Below are 25,394 nucleotides of genomic sequence, written 5' to 3'. Positions count from 1 at the left end.
GCTAATCTTTTCTCTAGTTATTTTTAGGTATTAATGCTTATAAATTGCATTTATAAATTGCATTTGTATCTGTTGTAATCAAGTAATTGATTTTAAGGCGGTGCGTAACGCAGTATATCCTGTGTTCGCATCGCCTATTTTTGTATTATGCTTTGGAAAAACGGTGAAAAGTGGCTGAAACACTAAAATTATATGCGCAATACCACTCGCCGCAGATTTGCGATAAGCTAGATAGCATGGTTGGAATGATTGTGAAAGAAGACATTGAGCGCGTGCGCGCTGCGGCAGATTTGTATGACATTGTGTCTGCAACAGTGACGCTTAAGCCTTCCGGAACTGGCACTTTTGTAGGTCTTTGCCCATTCCACGATGAAAAAACGCCAAGTTTTAGTGTGCGACCAAGCTTGGGAGTGTGGCATTGTTTTGGTTGCGGCGCTGGCGGCGACGTATTTAAGTACGTTGAGCAAAAAGAGAATATTGATTTTCGTGAAGCGGTCGAGTTTTTAGCAGATCGTTACCACATTGAGATGCATTATAAGCAGGAGCAAAATAGTGATTCTCAATCGCGCGGTTCTAAGCGAGCCAGGCTTTTAGAAGCAAATGAAGAAGCGCAAAAGTTTTTCGTTTCAAATCTCGGCACTCAAGAGGCAGCTCCTGCGCGCGAATTACTTGCAGGGCGAAACTTTACTCCGCAACAAAGTGCGCGTTTTTCTTGCGGTTACGCGCCTAAAGGCTGGGATAATTTAGTTAGATACTTAGCGAATAAAGGTTTTACGCGTCAAGAGCTTCTCGACGCTGGTCTCGCTAGACTCGGTCAGCGCGGAATATATGATTATTTCCGTGGCCGCTTAACTTGGCCTATTCGCGACTCGACTGGTCGAACTCTTGGCTTTGGTGCAAGAAAGCTTTATGATGACGATTCTATTAGCGCGAAATATATTAACACTCCCGATACTGCACTGTATCGAAAAACGCAAGTTCTGTACGGAATTGACTTAGCTAAGGCAAATATTGTAAAAAAGCGTCAAGTTGTAATTGTAGAGGGCTACACAGATGTAATGGCATGTCATTTGGCTGGTATTGATACTGCTGTTGCAACTTGCGGAACTGCGTTTGGCGTTGAGCATGCAAAAATTGTGCGCCGCCTTATTGCAGACGATTCTTTGGGGGCAATTCAGCTTGTTGGCCCACTGAAGGTGGATGGACAGTCTGTAAGTTCGCGCATCGTTTTTACTTTCGACGGTGATGCTGCAGGTCAAAAGGCTGCGCTACACGCTTTTGGTTTGGATTCTGCGTTTTTGACGCAAACTTTTGTTGCTGTAGCAGACAATAATCTCGATCCTTGCGATTTGCGTATTCAGCGCGGTGATGAGGCTGTGCGTTCGCTTGTTGCACATGCAAGTCCGCTATACGATTTCGTTATTGACACAGTAATTAATCGTTTTGAGACTTCGTACACTACTGGTCAAATGGGCGCTATAAAGGCTGTCGCTCCTCTTATTGCGCAAATTCGAGACCGTTCGCTGCTTGACTTGTATATGCGCAAAGCCGTGCGTTCAATTGGCGTTGATTTAGCTGTTATGCGCAATGAAGTTGAGTCTGCACGTAGACGTTTGAAAGTGCGTGACGACGATGCTTATGCGCAAAAGCATAACGTTATTCCAACTTTTGGTCAGCAAATTAATGACGACCGTAATGCAGGTTTTAAAGCTTCGCGCATGGAAATTATTAAAAGTTCTGCTAAAAATCAGCATTATTATCGTGTGGATGATGCTGTATTTATGTGCGAACAACAATTTATGGCGTTACTTTTGCAAGTTCCGCTTGCTTTTGATGAGAAATTGTTTGCGCAATTGACTTTGAATAATTTTATTACACCAGTATTTCGTACGCTGTTTCAAGCATTTGTAGCTGCAGGTGGATTGCCGGTTGGCAATGTTTCGCAAGGATTGTGGCTGCATATGATGACAAAAGCTGCAGGTCCTTTGCTTGAATCCGTTATTACAGAACTTTCTGTAATGCCGTTGCCGCTTCCTTCTCCTGCAGATACATTGGAAGATACCGGCAATCGACAGAATCAGCAAGTTTCAAACGGATCTCCTTCAGATCTTTTGCGGAAAGCTACGAGTGCAGAAAGTAAGTATGCAAACGAGCTGCTTATTCGCCTTCTTGATATCGGCTATATGCGTAGAATCGGTGCTGCTAGAGTGCGTATGGCGAAACTCAAGGATGGTCAGGAAAAGCTTGAACTTCTAGGAAAAATTACTTCAATGGAAGCGGCTCGCAAAAACTTACAATCGCAAATCATGTAGCCTTTCATGCAATCTTTTGTACAAAACTGTACTAACAAACAAAAGGCTACGTAATCTAGCGTGATTACGTAGCCTTTTGTTTGCAAAAATTTATTGAAACTCAGTTACTAAAGTCAATATCGCCGAGCTTTTCAATAAGCTTCATATTCTCACTGTAGTCAACTGGGCAAGAAATCACGTCGACGCCGCTTTCCTGATCCAGCGCTTCACGAAGCATGTTGTACAAATCCTCCGGTTTTTTAACAGCATGACCGCGCGCGCCAAAGCTTTCAGCTAGTTTTGGCACGTCCGGATTATGGAAATCAACGTACTCGTGCTCGCCTGCATGAAGCTCCATCTTCCACTTGATTAAGCCGTACGCGTTATCTTCCCAAACAAGAACTACCATTCGGCTGCCAACGCGCACTGCAGTTTCAATTTCCTGCACGTTCATCATAAAGCTTCCGTCGCCCATCACAGCCAAAACCGGTTTCGTGTTAATTTTGCCGGAATTATCGCGAATAAACGAAGCTCCAACAGCACCTGGAAGCGTCCAAGCCATAGTTGAAAGACTGTTGTCGATTATGCAAGTATTCGGGTGCATAGTTGGGTACAATCGTGCCATCCACATTTTAAGAGCGCCTGTATCTACAAGAACCTTCGTGCCTTCAGGAACAGCGCGGCGAATATCGTAAACTACGCGCTGTGGTTTCATTGGCATGCTTTCGTCGTTTTCGCAAGAATGTAATTCTTCCGTAAGTAGTTGTCGAATACGTGGGTGACTTACGTCAAAAGTAATGTTTCGTGTCTTTAATACTTCTGTAAGAGTTTTAAGCGTTTGGCCAATATTCGCCATAATATTCAGCGCAGTAGGGTAGTGTGCGTCGGTATCTTCCACAAAAGTATTGATGTGAATAATAGTTTTATCAATATTTGGGTTGATTTTCTTCGGGTCGAACTGCTGAATTGAGAAGCCGACAGCAATAATCAAATCAGCAGTGTCAAACGCGAAGTTCTCGTAATCGCGATGCATGAAGCCGACTACGCCAAGTGCATTCGGATGATTATCTGGGAAAACGCCCTTACCTTCGAAAGTAGTTGCAACCGGCACATTAAGCTGCTCAGCAAACGCAAGAAGCTGGTCCTCAGCGTGAGAGCGCGCAACGCCGTTTCCAGCCAAAATAATAGGTTGCTTTGCTTGACTAATAATTTTCGCAGCTTCTTCAATAGTGTCCGGCGCTGGCATAATATGCAGCGGATGCGGAAGTGGAAGAGGCTTTGCGTTGTCAGGTGCTGGCATTTCGCTGATATCTTCCGGAATAACAAGGCACGTGGCTCCCGGACGGTTGCGACCGGCAATTGAGAAAGCTTTTCGAACCATTTCTGGCGCAGATTCTGGAGCAAGCATCATAGAAGACCATTGCGTAATTGGCTGGAAGAGTGCAACCAAATCAATAATTTGGTGAGATTCCTTATAAAGCCTAGAAACGTTACCTTGTGCGCAAATCGCTACAAGCGGTGTGGTGCTTGCGTTTGCTTGAGCTACAGGAAGTGTTAAATTCAATGCGCCAGGACCTAGAGTTGCCAAGCATACGCCTGGTTTTCCAGTAATATGAGCGTATGTCGCTGCCATAAAACCAGCGCCTTGCTCGTGGCGAGTAAGCACAAAACGAATGCGTCCATCGCGTTCAATTGCTTCAAGAAGCGGAATATTTTCCTCACCTGGAATACCGAATACTACTTCAACGCCTTCGTTTACCAAGCATTCAACAACTAAATCTGCAGTATTGCGCTTGTGGTTTTCACGAAGATGCTTTTGACGAGCAAGTTTTTGTTCAAGCTTCTGATCTTCTGTTTTGTTTATTTCTGCCATAATTCGCTTCTTGTGTAGACAACAAATTCTTTGTTTTAATATGATATACGCAATCTTGTCTTTAAACGCAATTTTTTCAATGCGCGTGTCATAAAAAAGGGCGGAATTTTATGTTAGCTACTTTAGGCTAAATCACGCTATTAATAGTTGCTAATTTATTGTTATTGCAACGATTTTGTCGGGAATTTAACCCGATTGTGGGACTGGGTTTCTAGTATAATAGAGTCATTATGTCTATTGCGTTACGGAGGAATGATGAAGCGCTGGCTGTTGAATGTGGTCAAGTGTGAAACCATTCTTATTGTTGCTGCAATTTTGGCAGTTATTTCCTGTTTTTTGGTACCTCCAGATCCGCAATATTTGAGTTATATTCATCTCAACACTATTTCGCAATTAGTGTGCCTTATGATGGTTGTGTGCGGATTCCAGCGCATTGGTGTGTTTCGATCTATTGGTGCGCGTTTGCTAAGGCATGTGCGCACTGAGCGCGGCTTGGTGCTCGTGCTTATGTCGTTAACATTCTTTTCGGCAATGTGGATTACGAACGACGTTGCTCTCGTAACTTTTGTGCCTTTTGCACTATCTGTGCTCGTAATGGCGAATGCTGAAAAGCAGTCAATTCTTGTAATTACGCTTATGACTATTGGTGCCAATGTTGGAAGTATGCTCACTCCTATTGGCAATGCTCACAATCTGTATTTAAAGGCGTTGACTCATATGTCTACGCAAGATTTTTTGAAGATTATGGCGCCTTATACGATTACAGCAGCACTGTTGATGATCGTATTTGCATTCGTATTCTTTAAGTCGCGCACAGTTGACCAGTTTGCAGGTTTGCATGGTGACGATATTGAGCAAAGCGTGTTGGCCCCTTCGCATGGTCATCCGCAGCCTGATGAAATTCGTGTTATGGGCTATGGCATGAGTTTTACTCGCTGGCGTGTTACTGTTTATAGTTTGCTTTTTGTTGTTTGCTTGTGTGGTGTTAGTGGATGGATTCCTGACTGGATTATGGTGCTCATTATGGTTGCAGCTTTCCTTGTTTGCGACCGCCACGTATTCCGTGTTTTAGATTGGGCTTTGCCGCTCACGTTTATTATGTTCTTTGTTTTTATTGGCAATATGCGTCGAGTTGCTGGATTTAGCGATCTTGCGCAAATGTGGGTTGGTACGCATCCGATGGAAGTTTCTATTGCTTCAAGCCAATTTATTAGCAACGTGCCGACGACGATTCTGCTTTCTGGATTCTGTGATCAGTGGAAGCTTCTTATTATTGGCACGAATCTTGGTGGAATGGGTACTTTGATTGCTTCTATGGCTTCGCTTATTTCTTATAAGGGAATTACACACCAGTATTCGCATTACCGTGGGCGTTATTTGCTCACGTATACTATTGTCAATGTGTTCTTCCTTGCAGTGTTGATGTCACTTGCGTGGATTATTGAATAACAATTTTTATATAAACGTTTGATATTTATAATTTTATGGCGCGTTGATAGTAGTTTTTTGGTATAATAACCATTTGTTTGCCTCTGTAGCTCAAAGGATAGAGCAACGGCCTTCTAATCCGTTGGTTGCGCGTTCGAGTCGCGTCGGGGGCACTATGAAATCTTGAAATAGCATAGCGCATTTCAAGATTTTTCATGGTGCCGAGCTTGCTCGGGGTGCAAAGCACGGTGTGCTTTGCACGCAAGCGAGGTCTGCACGCGTCAATAAGACGCGCGCAGGTTACTTATCTTCTTCGCGGCAGCTTTCGCATAAGCCGAATACTTCTAGCGTATGATCCACCACAGTATACCCGTGAGATTCAGCTACTTTATGAATCCAGCCTTCGTCGTCAGGCGGCTCAATATCAACAGTTTTTCCGCAACGTTCGCAAACTAAATGATGGTGGTGCGTATTCTCGTCGCAAATGCGGAATAATTGCTGACCGTTAAAACGCACTGTGTCTACTTCGCCGCTTTGAGTAAGCGAATTAAGTTGACGATACACTGTTGCTAAGCCAATAATCTCCCCGTCTTTGGCGAGTATTCTGTGCAAATCTTGTGCAGAAACAAAATTACGAGACTCGCGTAAGTAGGAGAGTACTATTTCTTTTTGTTTTGTATGTCTACGCATAGGCTCACTAGACATTTCGCATCCTTTCGTCGTTTTTAGTCTAGTTCGTCGTCCCAGCAGCCTGTTGCATCTAATGCGGCAGCGGCATCAACAGGATTATCGCATAGCACAGTAATATGACCCATTTTGCGATTCTTACGAACTTCAGCTTTTCCATAATCGTGTATATGCCATTCTGGATGTTCCAAAATCAGCGAACGCGTAGGAGCCACATGTTGTCCAAGAACATTTACCATAACAGCAGGGGAAAGTAGCTTAGGCTTCTTTAAAGGCCAACCAACAATACCGCGAATATGTGCTTCAAATTGATCCATATCGCAAGCTTCAATCGTATAATGCCCGGAATTGTGAGGGCGAGGAGCGAGTTCGTTTACTACTACGCGATTATCTTTAGTGATGAAAAGCTCAATTCCTAATGTTCCTGCTAGTTCGAATCCTTTAGCTAAGCGCAAAGCTAATTCGTGAGCTGTTTTTTCAACTTCAGGATCAACTACTGCAGGAGCTAAAGTCATGTGCAAAATACTATTGTGATGCACGTTTTTTACTAGAGGATAAGTTACGAAATCCTTACCATTTCCAGAAACCAGGATCGATGCTTCAAAAGCAAAATCAACGAAACCCTCGAGAATTGAAGGAGGGAATTTTCCTCCGCGATCCGAGCGATGGTGAATGTTAGCAACGTCTTCTTCTGTACGCAAAACATCTTGGCCATGACCGTCGTAGCCGCCGCGACGAGTTTTAAGAATTGCTGGCAAGCCTATTTCGTCAATAGCAGTATCTAAGTCGTCTAAATTATTTACTTCACGCCACGGAGCTGTTTCGATTTTATGACTATTAATGAACGTTTTTTCACTGACGCGATCTTGAGTTACGCGTAACAGGTCAGTTCCTTGTGGGATTGCGGTTAAATGACGAACTTTATCAAGTGCGTCTGCGTTAACATTTTCAAATTCGTAAGTTAATACATCGCAACGTTCAGCAAGCTCACGCAAGCCTTCAGGATCGTCGTAATTAGCTTCAACCTGCAAATCTGCTACTTGGAACACAGGGCAGTCAAGCGTAGGATCAAGAACACCAATACGAAAACCCATATGGCGAGCTGCAATAGCCATCATGCGCCCTAACTGGCCGCCACCAATAATTCCAATAGTGGATCCTGGCATTAAACGTTCAACAGCGCCATTAGTTACTTCAGATAAGGTTGGCATTTGATTCCTCGACTTTTTCTTTTAGTTCATTGCGATATTCTGCTAGTTCTTTAGCAAGACGATTATCAGTTGTGCTTAGAATGCTCACAGCAAGCAATCCAGCATTTGTTGCTCCAGAGTTTCCAACTGCAGTAGTTGCAACAGGAATACCTCCTGGCATTTGTACTATTGAAAGCAATGAATCCCAGCCTGATAGCGCATGCGAGCGTACTGGCACTCCAATAACAGGAAGCGTGGTTTGTGCCGCAATCATGCCAGGCAAGTGGGCAGCTCCGCCGGCTCCAGCAATAATAATTTTGAAACCGTTTGAGCGAGCATTATGCGCAAAATCTGCCATTAATTCTGGTGTACGATGTGCGGAAATAACTCGTTTCATATACGGAACTTGGAATTTATCTAGAATTTCACAAGCATGACGCATGGTTTCCCAATCACTTGAGGATCCCATTACGACAGCGACGGTTGGCTTTACTTCTGACACGATGAACCTCCCTGACGTGCACTTGTTACTTTACGCAACACTAGGGAGAACTCGCCGAAGTTTATCTAAAACTTAACAAATTATTTGTTCGCTTCGCTACTTTTTGGACGCAACGATTTTACCATTTCTAGTATTTGTTTAGGATTAGCTTCCGGTAAATAGGCGTGAGTCACAGCTAGTGAAATCTGAGCTAATTTTGCAGAATCCATGTAGCAGACATATACGGAACTTGCGGATGGTTGGAATTTTTTCTTGAAGAAATATAGCGATTTGAACCCATAAGCTGGTTCCAAAATGTCAGACATCATTTCTAGCGCATGATTAATAACGTTAGAAGATTTTTGACCATTTTCGTTCAATGTGTCTTCGTTTATGCCAGCTAGAGGTGCTGCAGAAAGGCTCATAAATTCTACAGAACAGTCTGGGTTTTCTAATCCTTCATCTCTTAAACGTTCTGCCATTCTAGCAATTAATAATTCCATAATCCCATTAGGACTATCTGTGCGGTGACGCATAAAATCGAGTGTCCAACCGATGATTCTATTATTCCTATACGTTGGCATCCAGCTAGTTACTCCAAGTACCCTGCCGTCTTCATTAATAGCGTATAAAATTTTGACGCGGCTATCCTGAAGTTCGTCAAGTCCACCGAGAGTAAATTTCATTTCTGGAAGAGCTTTTAACTCTGCCCATTCTTCTGAAATTTCTACAATCTGTTGCTGTATGTCCCAAGAGGCTTCGTTATAAGTTGTAAGTACGTCGGCAATTCCATCTCGTTTTGCTTTGTTTATAGCTGTACGAATATCTTGCCATTTTTTCCCTCGCGTCTGCCAAGCATTAGGGTCTACTAGCATGTCTGTTCCGACTTTAATAGAAGTAAATCCAAGTTTTTCTAGTTCTTGACGCGTTTTATCGTGCACAGCATAGAATGCTGGAGACCACGAATTTTGTTCGCATAATTTAATAAATCCTCGAATATCTTGCGAATATTCTTTTTCATCTCCAAAAGGCTCTGTAAGAGTGAGTGCAATACCGTAATTTAGTCTATAGGCGATTGCAGATTGCCCGCTTTGAGAGAACCAATAATGGTTATTTGCCCAAGTCGTCATAAAGCTCATTGTGTTTCCGCCAAGTTCTACTAATGAGCTTGCTTTTTTTCTATCGTTTTCGCTTGTAGAGATGCTGCTGCGGAACCACGTAAAGCAGACAATAAACAATATTGCCCAGAATATCACGCCCACGCTTTGTGCTAGTAAAGAAGATAGAGGTGTTTCAGTGCGAAGCATTGCGTTAGATCTGTTTCCAAATCCCATAGGCATCCAGCGCCCTGGTAAATCTCGCAATAAGTGGTAAACATCAGCAGATGGAGTAAATTCTTCAGGTATCATAAGACCAAAAGCAACATATCCAGCGCCAGTTATGTACAATGCTATAAAAATCGCTATTAGTCCCAAACGTGCCTGTAGTTTGCTCGTATGAACAGAAAAATGCTTTAAATTAATTATCAACAAAATAGTAAGCAATAATGGTGGGAGAGCTGTAAGCATAAAAGCAACAGCAACAGCATTATGTTGATGTTCCAAAATATTTTGTTTTGTGGCAATTAAAGGCAAAACAGTGAAATACATTCCTGCATATAGCACAGTTAGTGCGTTTATAAATATAGAAGTTAATGCAGCTAGTCTACGCCCTCGTAACATTCCCCACGCAATAATCATCAGTGTGATGCTTGGTAATAGAATGCGAATCCATAATCCGCCAATTGCAGCGTGATGTAGACCTGAATGAAGAAAACAATTATTTGTACTGTAATTTGTCATGCATCGCGTAAGCCATGTTTTAGAGCCTAGTTGCGGTGACATAAACAAACCAAGAGTAGTAAGAATTCCTGCGTGAGAGCGCGAAGATAATGCCAACACTGGACCTAATGCAATAATGCTCTGAGCTACTGCAAAAAGCCTGCGAATTTCGTAATCTGTACCTTCCCACCAGTTTACACTTCGTTTAACGCCTTTTGTTTTGCTCATAATATTGCCGATGATGTGCCCTGTAAGGGCTGCAATAATAGTGCAATAATCGCCAGGATTTCCACTATAAAGAAGCATTGCTGAAGTAGTAGCGTATCCAATTACTAAAGTTCTTCTGCGCCACAAAATAGATTCGTAAGATGCAGAAGCCATAAAAGCGCCAATAAACAGTGTGAATGGAGATAGTCGAATAGGAATCTTGGTAATCCAATGCATGTTTCGAATAATGATTGAAAGATTACCTATGATTGTTAATCCTACAATTATGCCAACAAGTGTGCTAAATATTGCAATATAAATAATATTGAGTCTACTTATACGAGTTTCTGCAACGCCAATAAGTACGGCAACAAGTAAACAATTAACCATAAGAGATGGCATATTATTTACGAAAATAAGCGAATGACATACTTTTATCAGCAGCTCTGTGACGTTTCCGTGCCCGAAGAATAGGCTTGGACCTTTTGAGCGATGATGCCGCATAAACAATTGTGCAAGAGTAGCGCTTGTGCCATAAGTATAAAAATGCATAAGCGTTAATACAACCCAATGTATGCAATTTATAACAATAAAAATGCACGTAAGTGTTAATGCAAAAACTTTATGTTGCATCCAAGCTATGAAATCGTGCATCAATATTTTTGTATGCCGAATTGCTGAATGTTTAGAATCAGAATCATTTTTCTTACAACGTTTATGAAAGAAAGACAGCATCATATTAGTCTCGATTCACCTGCTGGTTGATAAGAATTTGTACATTTTGGTAGGTATTAAGTTTTGGTGCAGTGCTTGAAATACCTGTTTTTTTGCAGAATTGATCAATTGCTATTTTTAATCCAGCTTTTACTGTGTGCCAATCATGACCATTGCCTTGAGAAAGCATGGTTATAACGTTCATTCCAGCGCGATGTGCGCTTAGTGCGATGGTTGCCTGATTCGCTTGAGATTTAGTATCCCATGAGCCCGCAATAGCGTAATAATTTTGTTTCAAAGGAGCATTTTTACGCATTATCACACTAGGTACGTGTCGTTCATATTCTGATGTGTTTCCATTGAAATAATGATTAATTGTTTCTTGGCGATTCTTATACGTTGGTTCTAGTTCCCCTCCGGCAGAAAAAATGTTTCCAAATATATCAGGGTGGGATGGAACTAGTTGCGTTGAGCAAGTGCCTCCTTGCGAGAAGCCGCCCATAAGCCACATTTTAGGATCTTTGCTTACTGGCAAATGTTTGCGTATCCATTTAGGAACATCATTAATTAAATATGTTTCTGCTTTGCCGAACACATGTGTATCCGCACACAGAGAATTATGCGAAGATTCACCATTTTGGTCAGGGGCTACAACAATAGGTGCAAGACCGTAGTGATCTTTCGCGTAATTGTCTAAAGTATTTGCAATATCGCTTGCTGCAAAAAAGTGATTAGGGCTACCAGGTTGTCCTGCGAACATGACCATAACTGGCAGTTTTGGTGGTTTTTTAACAAGTGCAGCAGGTGGCAAGTATACGTTCGCTATTCTAGCATTGAAATGTGAAGCAGTGTTAGGGATATAAACTGAACGAACAATACCTTTTTTAGGAAGTTTTGGCAGTTTTTGTTGGGCTGCTAACTCTCTCCACTGCTTAATACTAGAGGATGCGGATTTTTGCTTATTAACTTCTAGTTTTGGAAAACCGCCCATTCCAAATATTGAACCTATTGTCGTGTATTCCCCATAAATCATGTCTACATGAAGAGCTGTGCTTGCTAACGTCAAGATAATAGCTATTACTGCAACTAGTTTCCTCCATTTGTGTAAGAAAACAAGTGCTGTTGCTGCAAAACCTATAAGCCCGAAGCCGCATGCAATAGAAAAAATAACGAGCCATCCAAGACTTACTCCGAATACAAGAAACACGTCAGAAATAAGCCAAGCAATTATTCCACCGACAAAAAATGTTATGACACCTATTGCAAGCTGTATTAGTAAGTGGAACATTTTCTTGCCGCGTTTTGTTTTCATAAAAAGCAACAAGACTAAAGAAATACCATTTACGCTAAAAAGGCTTATTGGTAGCCATCCTTGCAAAAGACTCACTTTTGCCAATTGCAGCATGTTTGACTCCTATACTTTCTAGTCTAATTTGCGTACCAGTTACCAATCTAAGCGACATATACGCACGGTAATTGCCCAACCTAGTAATGTAATGCTAGTATCTGAAATTTTCCTCAATATTTGTTTTATTTTTTATTATTTATTCTATTTAAATAATAAATATCGAAACATATATTGTAATCAGTCCTAAGTATTAAAATCGCTATTTTTCTTGTTTCAATGCATTGTTAAAAAGTTATGACGATAGCAATAAGTAAACTTGCACATTATTAGTAATAATTAGTACGTGTGTGATTTATTGAGGATAGTATGAAGTCATTTTTGCGCTTGAAAGTTCCGTATTGGCTGTATGCATTTCTTTTCTTTGTTATTGACGGCATGTCGGTAATTATTGTGCAAATGGGTGTGCAGCGCGCTGGAAGAGTTGAGATGACTTCTGCAATGTCTGGTGGACGTTGGGGATTAATAACTAAAACTTGGAGAGAACTTAATTTTGTTATTGTTCTTAGTGCGCTCGTTGTTGCGATGATATACGGTTTAATTCTTTTGATTAGTAACCGATTTTGGATATCAAGTGCGATAATTCTAAGTGTTTCATTGCTTATTGCTGTTATTGAATATATGAAAGTAAATGTTCGTTATGAAACTATTCTTCCTGCGGACTTAAACTTTTTAAAAAGTAACACTGGTAATGTCGCTTCATTTTTGCCAGATAATGCCCCTATGGTCATTGGTGTTGCTTTAGGCGTTTTTATTTTGCTTTTAGTTACAACTGTTTGCTTACACATATTTGATACAAATCATGGAAAGATTGTGCGATTTAAAGATTGGCGTTATTCTGCTGGTATTCGTGTTGCAATTGCGTTGATTTTAATAGGGAATTTAAGCTGGTATATTGGCGGCGTTGGCACAGTTGACTCTTCGGCTAACGTTTTTTCTAAAATGCTTGGTGACAGTCCTGCTATGTGGGATTCTGTTTATGACGCTCAACGCAATGGTGCTATTGTGGCATTTTTGCGTAATGTAAATCCTAAAATTATGGATAGGCCGGCTGATTACAGTGAAGAAACTATGAAGGCTGTATACAAGCGTTATAACGATGAAGCTAAACGTATAAATCGTTCTCGTACAACAAATATGAACGATAATACTTTTATTCTTATTTTGTCTGAATCGTTCTCTGATCCTACTCGTGTTCCTGGTTTGAGGTTGAACAAGAATCCAATACCATTTATTAGCAATTTGAAGAAGCATACGGATAGTGGTTTGATGCTTTCTTCTGGTTACGGTGGCGGTACTGCAAACCTAGAGTACATGTCTTTAACTGGTTTGAGCATGGCTAATTTTGATCCTTCAATGACGAGTCCGTATCAGCAGTTGGTTCCTAATGCTCAATGGTCTCCAACTATTAATCAATATTGGGATGATTCTCGTAATTCTATTAAATCTATAGCTTTCCACCCGTATGAGCCGAGCATGTATTTGCGCGCTACTAATTACAAAAAGTTTGGATTTAGTAAGTTCTATGCATTGCAAGGACCTGATGTTATTGCTCACCGTGATGTGCTAGATAAATCGCCGTATGTTTCTGACGCATCAGCATATAAGAGTGCGTTAGAAAAGATTAAAGAACATAAGCAACCTAGGTTCGTACAAATTGTTACTATGCAAAACCACATGCCTTATAGGGATTGGTATGCGAATAATGAATTCGAAGCGTCTTCTAAAGATAGTGCCGCTGATCTTGGTGATGATGAAAAAACTTCTATTGAAACGTATGCTAAGGGTGTGCAGCACACTGATGAAGCAACGCAAGCGTTTTTGAAGAGTTTGGATAAACTGAATAAGCCTATTACTGTTATGTTTTATGGTGACCATTTGCCAGGAATTTACGGTACTGCAAGTTCGGATGAAAAGAATTCATTGTCTTTGCATTTGACTGATTATTTTATTTGGTCAAATAAAGTTGCTTTGGAGCGTAAAGAGCGTAGTGAGAAAAAATCTTCAAACAAAAATGTAGAGCATTCTAATACAAGTAAAGATGTAGATCGTACTAATAAGTATTCTTCGCCTAACTTCTTTATTTCTCAGGCTGCTTTACATATGAACGCTAAAGTTTCTCCGTATCTTGCTTTCTTAACTCGTCTGCATGAGCATGTGAGTGCTATGGAGCCTCCTGTTGTAAATACTATTCAAGGCTGGGATAGAATTCCTGAAGGACAATCAATTTATTTGGATAACGATGGTAATCCGATGATTTTGTCTAAGATGGATAAGAAGTCACGTCAACTTCTTCACGACTATCGCTTAATACAATACGATATTACTGCTGGAAAGCATTATTTGCGTAATACTGATTTTATGAAATTACCGCGCTAAAAGTTAGTTTGATAATTAAAATGCCCCTCGTTTGTATTTGATAAATATTATTTTTCAAATAGCGAGGGGCTTATTGATTTGCAGTTTGTTAATGAAAACTATATTTAATTAACAAACTATTTTAAAGCTTTTTCTGCGATATCATGCCTAAAGAACATGTGCGGAAGATTAAGCTTATCTAATATGCTGTAGACGTTGTTTTGAGCGTCTTTTACGTCGTCTCCATGCACTTGTACAAGAGCTACTCTGCCTGAAGAAGTAAGAAGTTTGCCGCTTTCTTCATCGCTTTTTACTCCTGCATAATACACGTGCTGACCTTGGTTTTCGTCAACAGGAATTTGAGGAAGTTGAGTTCCAGTAACTAAAGTGCCAGGGTAGCCTTCGCTAGCAATGATCACGCCGAGCGTAACACCGCTATTTTTCCAAGTAAAAGTCGGATTTTTATGCTGCAAAATATTCCATATAGCTGCACCAAAATCTGAAGTAAGGCGAGGAAGTACAACTTCTGTTTCTGGGTCTCCAAAACGAGCATTAAACTCAATAACTTTAGGACCTGTTGCTGTATCAATTAAGCCAGCATAAAGCACGCCGGTAAAAGGCGTACCCTCTTTAGCTAGTCCTTCAACAGTTGGGCGCACAATTTCGTCGATAGCACGCTGAACTGTTTCGTTGCTAATTTGTGGCACAGGGCTATAAGCTCCCATGCCGCCAGTATTTGGTCCTTTGTCTCCGTCGTAAGCGCGCTTGTGATCTTGAGAAATAGGCATAACCCAAAAATCAGTTCCGCTTACAAAACTCATAAGTGAAAACTCTTGGCCTTGCAAAAATTCTTCAATAACGACTTTTGCTCCAGCTTGACCAAAACGATGATCGACGAAAATATCCTCCAAAGCATCAACTGCTGTTTGCTCATCCATAGCAACAGTAACGCCTTTTCCAGCAGCCAAACCGTCCGCTTTAATAACAATTGGAGCACCATGCTCAAGAACGTATGCGCGTGCTGTCTCCAAAGCGTCAAATGTTTTGTAGGAGGCGGTTGGAACGTTGTGACGAGCCATAAGCTTTTTTGCGAAATCTTTAGAGCCTTCAATTTGAGCTGCGGCTTTGTTTGGACCAAAAGCGGCAATTCCATGCGCTTCAAAATCGTCAACAATGCCATTCATAAGCGGAACTTCAGGACCAATGAACGCAAAATCGTAGTTATTGTCTTTAACGAACTTAATAAGAGCGTCATGATCTGATTGACTTATGTTTGCAGTTTGAATGCCATCTGCTGCAATACCAGGATTTCCAGGAGCAACAGTTACTTCTTCAACGCTTTCTCCTTTAAGTAGCGCGTGTGCAATAGCGTGTTCGCGAGCGCCAGAACCAACTACTAAAACTTTCATTTTTAATCCTTTATTGCTTTAAGATTTCGCTGTCTACTGTTTTGCAGCTTTATATTTTGCGGTTTTGCGTTTTTGCGGTTTACAACAACTCAACTGCAGCGTTTTCGCGCTTAGCCATTTTGCCAATAATATAAGCGGTTTCGTTATGCTCTTTTAGTATTCGCATTGCCTCGTTTGCTTTGTTTTCGTCAACTGCCAAAATCATGCCAATACCCATATTAAAAACGTTGAACATTTCAGCGTGAGCAACTTTTCCAGCTTTTTCAAGAACGCCAAAAATAGGTGGAACGCTCCAGCTAGTAGTGTCAATTTTTGCAGCTAAATCATCTGCGTACATGCGCGGAACATTTTCAATAAATCCGCCGCCTGTAATATGAGCAACTCCCTTAATAAGATGCTCAGCAAAAAGTGGCTTTAAAGCTTTTACGTAGATTCGAGTAGGTTCAAGAAGAACTTCTCCAAGTGTTTTGCCATTAAGCTCATCTAGCTTGGTGTCGACGCTAAAACCTGCTTCTTCAAACAAAGCTTTGCGAACAAGAGAGAATCCGTTTGAATGAACTCCTGAAGAAGGAAGTCCTATAAGCACGTCGCCGGCAGTAATAGTGGAGCCGTCAACAATATTTGAACGTTCTGCAACGCCTACTGCAAAACCTGCAAGATCATACTCGTCTTCGTCATACATTCCAGGCATTTCAGCAGTTTCGCCGCCAATTAAACCTGCTTCTGATTGCACGCAACCATCTGCAACGCCTGAAACTACCTGCTCAAGTATTTCAGGATTGTTTTTTCCGCACGCAATGTAATCGAGGAAGAAAAGCGGCTCGGCACCTTGAGCTGCAATATCGTTTACGCACATTGCAACGCAATCAATGCCAATCGTATTGTGCTTATTCATCATTTTGGCGACCATAAGCTTGGTTCCAACGCCATCTGTGCCAGAAATCAGCACTGGCTCTTTGTAACCAAGAGACGCCAAATCAAATAAGCCGCCAAATCCGCCAATGCCACCTACAACGCCTGGGCGCTTTGTGCGATTTACATGAGATTTAATACGACGTACTACTTCGTATCCTGCTTCTACGCTTACGCCAGCTTCTTCATATGCATGTGGCATATCGGTTCCTTTCGTAACAATGGTATAAGTATTTTCTTAAGTTTTATTTATAAATTGCAATGAACAATTTAATTAATAAATAATCAAATTATTAAGTTATATAAGATTTTCGTGCGAATATTTACTATGTTTCCTTACTTCTTGCAAATGTTCGCGTTCTTCAGGAGTAAGTGAAGCCAAGAATTCTTCGCCGTAATCGTCTAGTGCAGTAGGGTAGTCGCCATTAAAGTAAGCAACGCACAAACCGCCATAAGGAGCAGGCTTTTTTAATCCAATCGACTCGACTAATCCATCTAAAGACAAAAATGCTAAGGAATCAGCATCGATATATTCGCGAATTTCTTCAACTGAATGCTTTGCTGCAATAAGTTCCTTCGTAGTTTGAATATCGATACCGTAGAAGCAAGGATATTTAAGCGGAGGAGAAGAAATACGCATATGCACTTCTTTAGCGCCAGCTTCTCGGAGCAATTGCACAATGCGCTTAGAAGTAGTTCCGCGAACAATCGAATCGTCAATAACGATAACGCGTTTTCCTGCAACCACACCACGAACAGCAGAAAGTTTCATACGAACGCCTTGCTCGCGTAATTCTTGCGTCGGTTGAATAAAAGTGCGTGCAACATACTGGTTTTTAATCAATCCCATTTCGTTTGGAATTCCGCTTGTTTCAGCGTATCCTGCAGCAGCAGAAAGTGAAGAATTAGGTACTCCAATAACCATATCTGCTTCAACAGGAGATTCTTTAGCCAAACGCGCACCCATACGCTTTCGCACAGAATGAACATTAATACCGTAAATATTAGAATCTGGGCGAGCGAAATAAATAAATTCCATTGAGCATACTGCATGCTGCACATGCTTCGTATATTGCTCAATAGTGTAGCCATCGTCATTAATAACAATGATTTCGCCAGGCTCAATATCGCGAATAAACTCTGCTCGCACAATATCAAGCGCACAAGTTTCAGAAGCGAGTACGTACGCGCCGTTCTTCATACGACCAAGCGAAAGAGGGCGGAAACCATTTGGATCAGTTGCTCCAATTAATGCGTCTTGAGTAAGCAATAAGTAAGCGAAACCGCCATGAACAGTTTGTAAAGCTTCTTTCAGGCGATCCATAAAAGTTGCTTTACTAGAGTGGCGAATCAAATGCATCAATATTTCAGTATCAGAATTTGAGTGGAATATTGAGCCTTTATCTTCCAAGGAATTACGTAGGCTAGTGCAATTTGTCAAATTTCCGTTATGTGCAAGAGCTACGTCTCCATCGTGGAAACGGAATAGGAAAGGCTGAATGTTATCAACGCTTCCAGAACCTGCAGTAGCATATCGCACGTGACCGATAGCCCGGTTTCCAGTAAGACGATCCATAACTTGTTCATTGCTAAATACTTGAGTTAGCAATCCCAATCCGCGATACCCATGCAGTTTGCCATTGTCGTTAGATACAATGCCGGCACCTTCTTGTCCTCGATGCTGTAGCGCATGAAGTCCAAAATATGTCAGCCTAGCTGCATCTTGATGACCCCACACACCAAATACGCCGCATTCTTCGTGAATATCTTCAAGTTCTGCAGACATTCATACCCCCTAATAATCGATGATTGTAATCGTCGAATTTGTAGTTATTTTGATACAAGTTTTGCAACTGTAAACTAAAGCTTATGCAGTGAAATATTCAACGCCAGCTTCAAACAATGGTTGCTCATGGAAATCAGGAATATTGACATACAAGTCACGACCTGCGCGCTCGCAATGTCCCATTTTTCCAAAAACTCGACCGTCTGGGCTTGTAATACCTTCTACTGACATCATTGAGCCGTTAGGATTTACGTTTAAGCTCATACTTGGTACGCCATTGCTGTCAACATATTGTGTAGCTATTTGACCGTTTTTAATAAGCTTTTCCATAACTTCGTTAGTAGCAATAAAGCGACCTTCTCCATGAGAAATTGCAACAGTATGCATGTCTCCAACTTGCGTATTTGCTAACCATGGTGAAAGATTTGAAGCAACTCTAGTGCGAACAATCCTACTTTGGTGTCTGCCAATAGTGTTGTAGGTAAGAGTTGGGCAGTTAGAATCCATAGGAACAATATCTCCAAAAGGAACCAAGCCCAGCTTAATAAGCGCTTGGAAGCCATTGCAAATTCCAAGCATTAAACCGTCACGATTATTAAGCAAGTCACGAACTGCGTCTGTTACTGCTGGATTCCTAAAGAATGCTGTAATGAATTTCGCAGAACCGTCCGGCTCATCGCCTCCGGAGAAGCCTCCTGGAATCATTACAATTTGACTCTTTTTAATCTCTTCAACCAATTTCTCAGCTGATTGTGCAATATCTTTTGCACTTAAATTATTAATAATAAGCGTATGAGCGTCTGCTCCAGTTTTTTCAAAAGCAGCTTGAGTATCGTATTCGCAATTATTTCCAGGGAAAACTGGGATAATAACGCGAGGATGCGAAAGCGGCTTTAGTTTTCCTATGTGCATGTGATTTGTAGTAGAAACATTAGTTTTGTTATTAATAGTTTCTACAATCTCGCCAGGCTTTTTATACGGGAAGATTGAGGAAAGTTCGCTTTCCCAAACCTTTTGCAAATCACTTAAATCAATTTCTTCGCTATTTGATGAAGTAATTGCGTAATTTTCAGTTGTTTCGCCAACAATCTCAACGTCAACCAAGCTTGTATTAGCTAAAGATGGAACTTCAGCGTCTTCCTTGAGTTCAACGTAGAAGCTTCCATACGCTGGCTTAAATAAATCATCGTCGCTTAAATTGTTGAATAATTTAAGACCAATATGATTTCCAAGCGTCATTTTGAATAAGCTTTCTGCGCTAGCACCGTAGCCAGGAGTAGATATAGCAAGAGCTTGCTTGTTTTTCGTAATATTTTCTACAATTTCTAGTGCTTTCAGGAAGCTTTCTTTTTCTGGAGTGATTCCGTCGGATTTATACTTTGGAGCAATACGTATAACTTTATGATTTACACCCTTAAATTCAGGTGAAACAGTTAAACGTGCGTCTCCGGTAGAAACAGCAAACGAAATCAAAGTTGGTGGCACATCCAGATTCTCAAAACTGCCGCTCATAGAATCTTTGCCGCCAATAGCACCAACTCCAAAATCAAGCTGTGCACTTAAAGCACCAAGAACTGCTGCAGCTGGCTTTCCCCAACGCTCTGGAATATCGTGAGGCTTGCCAAAATATTCTTGCAAACTCAAGTAAGCACGTTCGCGCGTGAAACCGCTAGCTGCTAGCTTTGCCAATGATTCAACAACAGCAACATAGGCACCAGTGAATTGGTTTTTTTCCATTAAATACGGATTAAAGCCCCAAGCCATTGCGGAAGCTGTGTTTGTTTCGCCAAATACTGGGAATTTAGCAACCATAGCTTGAGCAGGAGTAAGCTGACGGCGACCGCCAAAAGGCATAAGCACAGTAGCAGCGCCAATAGTAGAATCAAATCGTTCAGATAAGCCTTTATTTGAAGCAATATTAATATCCGAAACTAAGTTATGCATGCGCTTTTCTAACGGCAAATTTGACTGATTCTGCCATGGAGTTTCGTAAGATTCTCCACTTTCAATATGCAGTATCTGCTGTTTTGGAGCGCCATTAGAAGCTAAGAATGCTCTGCTTAAGTCAACAATGGTTTTTCCACGCCAAGTCATTCGCATTCGCGCTTCTTCAGTAACAGTCGCTATTATTTCTGCTTCAAGATTTTCTTCACGAGCATACTTCAAAAATTCTTCAGCATCACTTGACGCAACGTCGACAGCCATGCGCTCTTGAGATTCAGAAATAGCAAGCTCAGTGCCATCGAGACCTTCATACTTTTTAGAAACTTTGTCGAGATTAATAGTTAAGCCGTCGGCAATTTCGCCAGTTGCGACAGAAACGCCGCCAGCGCCAAAATCGTTGCAACGCTTAATAAGTTGGCAAGCATCCTTGCGTCGGAAAAGTCGTTGGAGTTTTCGCTCAATAGGAGCATTACCTTTTTGAACTTCAGCTCCGCACTCTTCAATACTTTCAACATCTTGAGCTTTAGAAGCGCCGGTAGCACCACCAATGCCATCTCTGCCAGTGCGTCCACCAAGAAGAATAATCACATCGCCAGGAGCTGGAGTTTCTCTGCGCACATGGTCGGCTGGGGTAGCGGCAACAACCGCACCAACCTCCATACGTTTTGCAACATAACCCGGATGATAAAGTTCATGCACTTCGCCAGTAGCTAAACCAATTTGATTTCCGTAAGAAGAGTATCCTGCGGCGGCAGAAGTTACGATTTTTCGCTGTGGAAGCTTACCGTTTAAAGTCTCGCTAATAGGCGTGCGTGGATCTGCAGCACCAGTTACGCGCATTGCTTGATACACGTAAGAGCGTCCAGAAAGAGGATCGCGGATGCAGCCACCAATGCACGTTGCAGCTCCACCGAAAGGCTCAATCTCTGTAGGATGATTATGTGTTTCGTTTTTAAACAGGAATAGCCAATCTTCGTCGTGACCGTTTACGTCCACTTTAACTTTTACTGTGCAAGCGTTGATTTCTTCTGACTCGTCCAAATTTTTAAGCTCGCCAGTATGCTTTAAGTATTTTGCGCCAATAGTTGCCATATCCATAAGGCAAACAGGCTTATTTTCGCGATTTAGTTCTTTTCGCAAATCAAGATAACGGCTAAATGCTTCTTGAACAGTGTTATCGTCAATAGAAATATCTGTAAGCTCGGTGCCAAAAGTCGTGTGACGGCAGTGGTCGGACCAGTACGTATCAATAACGCGAATTTCTGTAATAGTAGGATTTCTATGTTCTTCACAGAAATACTTCTGGCAGAACTTTGCGTCAGCCAAATCCATTGCCAAACCGCGAGTATTAATAAAGTCTTGTAATCCAGCTTCGTCTAAATCGTTAAATGAGCTAATTACTTCTACATCAGATGGTACAACTGCTTCTCGCTGTAAACTTTTTACCTCATCAAGTGAAGCTTCTCGCGCTTCAACAGGATTAATAACGTAGTGTTTAATATCGTTTAGTGCTTTTTCGTCAAGATCACCTTTTAAAGCGATTACTCTAGCAGTGCGCACTGTTGGACGTTCGCCTTGACTAATAAGTTGAATGCATTCGCTAGCAGATTGCGCACGCTGATCGAATTGACCAGGCAAAAATTCTACAGCAAATACGTGCTCGTCGGTTTCAATAGGCAAGTAATCGTAAGTATTATCAACTGGAGGTTCGCTCAATACTGTTTGCACAGCATTGTCGAATAAATCTTTGCTGATACCTTCAACGTCATAACGGTTAATAATTCTTGCGGAAGTAATCGCGCTTATGCCAAGAATCTCCCTAAGCTCATGTAAAAGCTGTTGCGCTTGAACGTCAAAACCAGTGCGTTTTTCCACATATACGCGAAATACCACGAGAAACCTACCTTGTTGAATGTGCGGTATGAATGCAGTGTTTATTGTTGTATTGGTTTTAAATTATAAATATTAAATTATTCAAAATCACATTAAGAATGCATGTGGCTCGCACCCTTAAAGGTACGAGCCACAACAATCATTATCGTTCTACGCAATCGTCAGGTTTGCGCACAGAAACATCCAAACCTTCGCTTTGAGCTAAAGATGCAAGCCTATCGTGAATTTCTTCATAAGCAGGAATGATGTCGCCTAAATCGCGCCTGAACAAGTCCTTGTCCAAATGACTTACTCCGTTCGTACCAGCATTGCGCTTATCCCAAAGTCTGCAAGTATCAGGAGTTATTTCATCAGCGAGAAGAATATTTCCTTCGGCGTCCACGCCCTCTTCAATCTTGAAGTCGACAAGCTGAACATCAATCTTTGAGAAAATATCCAACAAAGCATTGTTAACAGCATGAGCTTGACGAGTGACTTCTGCTATTTCTTCATCTGTTGCTAATCCAAGAGCCACAACGCCTTCAGGATTAATAAATGGATCACCAAGCTCGTCGGACTTTACGCAGAACTCCAACAATGGCTTCTTTAAAGGTGTTCCTTCTTTAACGTTATAACGTTTTGCAAAAGAACCTGCAGCAGTATTTCGCATAATAATTTCCAGTGGGAACATGCGCATACGCTTTACAAGTTGTTCAGTATCGGAAATTCGTCCGAGGAAGTGGCTTTTTACGCCGCGCGCCTCAAGTAAATGGAATAGTAACGAAGTAATCCGGTTATTTAAACTGCCTTTACCTGCAATCTGAGCTTTCTTCAGACCGTTACCAGCTGTTGCCTGGTTCATGTATTCAACCCATAGCACATTGGTGTCATCGGTAGCATACAGTTTTTTGGCTTTGCCTTCGTACAACTTCTCAAGTTTTTCCATGATATGCCCTCTCTTATGTGCATTCACAGTTGTAGGCGCAAACCAACAATATTTGTAGGTTTACCTGACCTTTGCCAGCACGATTAGCGTAACAATTGTTACCTACAAAATTTCCCTTCGTGCATACTGTAAATTATTATCTTTTTTAACTCCTATGCCTTAATTTTCAATGTATCTAAGCATTTGTTTGTGTAGTTTTTAGCGAAATGGCGACGCGTGTCGCATTTTCTCTAGCTTCTTCTTGCGTTAATCCAGTAGCTAAAGAAACTGCCATGCGTCTGTGACCATGTACAGAAGGCTTAGCAAAAATACGCAAGTTGCATCGATAATTTTCGCCAGATTGCAAAGCTTGAGCAATATTCGTAAAACCAACAGATCCTTCCGCCTTAATAACAATGGCGTGACTTGCTGCAACTTCATTATTTTTCAAAGAAAGCTCAGTATAGTTAGCTGTAACTGGAACTCCCAAAATAGCCAATGCATGCAATGCAAATTCACTGTAATGCTGCGAAATCATAGTTACCATGCCAGTATCGTGTGGGCGAGGTGACAATTCATTAAAAAGCAAAGAGCCATCAGTAAGCACGAATAATTCGACTCCATAAACGCCCCAACCTGCTTCGCCAGCTTCTTGCGCAATATCAGTCAAACCTTCTACAGCGCGCTTTGCAATATCTTTCGCATTAGTGCGGATCGATTCAGGAATATTTGCAGGCTGCCAAGATTCTCTATAGTCTCCGTCTTGCTGACGCTGAGCGATCGGCTCACAAGTAGTAATTCCTGCGCAAGAGCTTATTGTAAGTACTGTAAGCTCATAATCAAGCGGAGCTAAAGCTTCAACAATAACGCGTGAACACTCATTCTCATGACCAGCTGCTGCACGCCTGCCATGCTGAGCTTCATTCCAAGCTGCAAGCAAATTTTCAGAACTACGAACTATTGACTGACCGTGACCAGAAGAGCTCATAACAGGCTTAACTACACAAGGATATCCAACTTTTTTAGCTCCATCCTCTAACTCTTCATAAGATGAAGCGAAACAATACGGTGTAGTAGGCAGTCCTAAATCTTCGTGCGCAATTCTACGCAAGCGCTCGCGATCCATTGCAATCGCGGCAATATCTGAGCTAGGAACGACTTGAATATTCTTTTTAGCAGCATCTTTCAAAACTTCAGTAGCAATAGCTTCAACTTCTGGAATAATAATGTCAGGATTCACATTTGAAATAAGTTCTTGCAATTCTTGTGGATTCGACATATCTAGCACGTGGTATTCGTGAGCTATTTGCATTGCTGGAGCGTTTTTGTAGCTATCGGCAGCGCATACTCGCACGCCTAGTCGCATAAGCTCAATCGCAATTTCCTTGCCAAGTTCGCCAGATCCAAGAAGAAGCGCGGTTGTGTTGTTACTGTTTTCAGTTACGCCAAATATGCGCTGATTTTGCTCAGAAAAACTCATACATCCATTGTTGCATTTGCCATTGTCGAATAATTGATGTTGTTACTACGACGCGCCGAAGTGTGTTGCGCTAGCATAAATCGAGGAAATCGTGTATAGTATCCCTTTGTTGTGTGATTCAATTCGTTTCGCGCACATGGTGGCTATAGCTCAGTCGGTAGAGCATCTGATTGTGGTTCAGAAGGTCGCGCGTTCAAGCCGCGTTAGCCACCCCACTTGAACGGCAGGTAAATATCTGCCGTTTTTTGTTTTTTGGATTGCAATATTTTTGCCTATAACCCGTATATAACCCCGAATTTAGGAATTTTTACGAATATTAAGAAATTTGCAAATTTTACTTGAAATTTTTCATGGGGGGGGGGTATAACAACGTATGTGCTTAGCAGTAGTGCACTACATTATCTTGCGTTTAAGTTTTTGGCGTGAATTAGTCTGCTGATTTTGGGCATGATTGTGCTTGCTTGCGTTCGTATCGACGTTTGCTTTGGTGGTTTGTGATATTTCGCGCTCATTTGCTGCTGATAATGCAGTGTTCTGCACCCCGGGCAATGCTTGTTGATTCATAAAACCAACAGGCATGAGTATTCGAGCAGCTTTTAGATTTTTAAGAAA

The 25,394-nt window shown here is 41.5% G+C and carries 16 protein-coding genes and 2 tRNA genes; 5 read left to right on the top strand and 13 right to left on the bottom strand.

The genetic code is table 11. The features are described 5' to 3' along the window. The first annotated feature begins 170 nt into the window (after positions 1–170). Complete coding sequence (gene dnaG / locus HXT50_RS02850) at positions 171–2,312, top strand: DNA primase (RefSeq protein WP_407645738.1); 2,142 nt, start codon at positions 171–173, stop codon at positions 2,310–2,312. Positions 2,313–2,412: 100 nt separating this feature from the next. Here the strand turns inward: dnaG and HXT50_RS02845 are convergent, their stop codons facing one another. Next, positions 2,413–4,164 (bottom strand): acetolactate synthase large subunit, encoded by a 1,752-nt coding sequence (locus HXT50_RS02845; protein ID WP_082851858.1) that lies wholly within the window; start codon positions 4,162–4,164, stop codon positions 2,413–2,415. A 255-nt stretch (positions 4,165–4,419) separates the two neighbouring features. On the opposite strand from HXT50_RS02845, the gene HXT50_RS02840 reads away from it, so the two are divergent. Beyond that, a complete protein-coding gene (locus tag HXT50_RS02840; protein ID WP_064340223.1) occupies positions 4,420–5,613 on the top strand; it encodes an SLC13 family permease in 1,194 nt (397 codons plus the stop codon). A gap of 79 nt (positions 5,614–5,692) precedes the next feature. After that, a tRNA-Arg gene (locus HXT50_RS02835) sits at positions 5,693–5,765 on the top strand. 127 nt (positions 5,766–5,892) lie between these two features. On the opposite strand, the gene HXT50_RS02830 is transcribed toward HXT50_RS02835, so the two are convergent. From HXT50_RS02830 to HXT50_RS02810, 5 genes are all read right to left on the bottom strand, one after another. Continuing rightward, positions 5,893–6,297 (bottom strand): Fur family transcriptional regulator, encoded by a 405-nt coding sequence (locus tag HXT50_RS02830; protein ID WP_004106002.1) that lies wholly within the window; start codon positions 6,295–6,297, stop codon positions 5,893–5,895. A 20-nt stretch (positions 6,298–6,317) separates the two neighbouring features. Beyond that, positions 6,318–7,490 carry a 5-(carboxyamino)imidazole ribonucleotide synthase gene (gene purK / locus HXT50_RS02825; RefSeq protein WP_004106000.1) on the bottom strand — a complete coding sequence of 391 codons (1,173 nt, stop codon included), beginning with the start codon at positions 7,488–7,490 and terminating at the stop codon, positions 6,318–6,320. Continuing rightward, positions 7,474–7,938 carry a 5-(carboxyamino)imidazole ribonucleotide mutase gene (purE, locus tag HXT50_RS02820; RefSeq protein ID WP_217430206.1) on the bottom strand — a complete coding sequence of 155 codons (465 nt, stop codon included), beginning with the start codon at positions 7,936–7,938 and terminating at the stop codon, positions 7,474–7,476. The genes purK and purE overlap by 17 nt, the downstream gene beginning before the upstream one ends. A 113-nt stretch (positions 7,939–8,051) precedes the next feature. After that, on the bottom strand, positions 8,052–10,715 hold the full coding sequence (locus HXT50_RS02815) for a phosphatidylglycerol lysyltransferase domain-containing protein (RefSeq protein ID WP_174143308.1): 2,664 nt from the start codon (positions 10,713–10,715) through the stop codon (positions 8,052–8,054). A gap of 1 nt (position 10,716) precedes the next feature. Continuing rightward, positions 10,717–12,096, bottom strand: coding sequence for an alpha/beta hydrolase (locus HXT50_RS02810; RefSeq protein ID WP_064340224.1), 1,380 nt, complete (start codon positions 12,094–12,096; stop codon positions 10,717–10,719). Positions 12,097–12,405: 309 nt separating this feature from the next. Here HXT50_RS02810 and HXT50_RS02805 point away from each other — a divergent pair, with 309 nt between their 5' ends. Next, positions 12,406–14,475 (top strand): LTA synthase family protein, encoded by a 2,070-nt coding sequence (locus HXT50_RS02805; protein ID WP_004118929.1) that lies wholly within the window; start codon positions 12,406–12,408, stop codon positions 14,473–14,475. A 116-nt stretch (positions 14,476–14,591) separates the two neighbouring features. Here the strand turns inward: HXT50_RS02805 and purD are convergent, their stop codons facing one another. The 6 genes from purD to purT all read right to left on the bottom strand — a co-directional run bounded on the left by purD (position 14,592) and on the right by purT (position 24,782). After that, on the bottom strand, positions 14,592–15,863 hold the full coding sequence (purD, locus tag HXT50_RS02800) for a phosphoribosylamine--glycine ligase (protein ID WP_415696150.1): 1,272 nt from the start codon (positions 15,861–15,863) through the stop codon (positions 14,592–14,594). A 79-nt stretch (positions 15,864–15,942) separates the two neighbouring features. Beyond that, a complete protein-coding gene (gene purM, locus HXT50_RS02795) occupies positions 15,943–16,977 on the bottom strand; it encodes a phosphoribosylformylglycinamidine cyclo-ligase (RefSeq protein WP_415688388.1) in 1,035 nt (344 codons plus the stop codon). Positions 16,978–17,073: 96 nt separating this feature from the next. Further along, positions 17,074–18,561 (bottom strand): amidophosphoribosyltransferase, encoded by a 1,488-nt coding sequence (purF, locus tag HXT50_RS02790; RefSeq protein ID WP_004105975.1) that lies wholly within the window; start codon positions 18,559–18,561, stop codon positions 17,074–17,076. Between the two features lie 81 nt (positions 18,562–18,642). Beyond that, on the bottom strand, positions 18,643–22,398 hold the full coding sequence (locus HXT50_RS02785; RefSeq protein ID WP_415688387.1) for a phosphoribosylformylglycinamidine synthase: 3,756 nt from the start codon (positions 22,396–22,398) through the stop codon (positions 18,643–18,645). Positions 22,399–22,540: 142 nt separating this feature from the next. Continuing rightward, entirely contained in the window at positions 22,541–23,323 is a 783-nt protein-coding gene (gene purC / locus HXT50_RS02780; RefSeq protein ID WP_004105967.1) for a phosphoribosylaminoimidazolesuccinocarboxamide synthase, read from the bottom strand. A gap of 175 nt (positions 23,324–23,498) precedes the next feature. After that, positions 23,499–24,782, bottom strand: coding sequence for a formate-dependent phosphoribosylglycinamide formyltransferase (gene purT / locus HXT50_RS02775; protein WP_004105966.1), 1,284 nt, complete (start codon positions 24,780–24,782; stop codon positions 23,499–23,501). A 139-nt stretch (positions 24,783–24,921) separates the two neighbouring features. Between purT and HXT50_RS02770 the strand changes: the two genes are divergently transcribed. After that, positions 24,922–24,997 (top strand) — tRNA-His (locus HXT50_RS02770). 178 nt (positions 24,998–25,175) lie between these two features. On the opposite strand, the gene HXT50_RS02765 is transcribed toward HXT50_RS02770, so the two are convergent. Further along, positions 25,176–25,361, bottom strand: a complete 186-nt coding sequence (locus HXT50_RS02765; protein ID WP_101886089.1) for a hypothetical protein — start codon at positions 25,359–25,361, stop codon at positions 25,176–25,178. Positions 25,362–25,394 lie beyond the last annotated feature (33 nt).

Source organism: Gardnerella sp. KA00243 (assembly GCF_049244105.1).
Lineage (GTDB): Bacteria > Actinomycetota > Actinomycetes > Actinomycetales > Bifidobacteriaceae > Bifidobacterium > Bifidobacterium leopoldii.
This window is presented reverse-complemented; position numbering and strand designations above follow the sequence as displayed.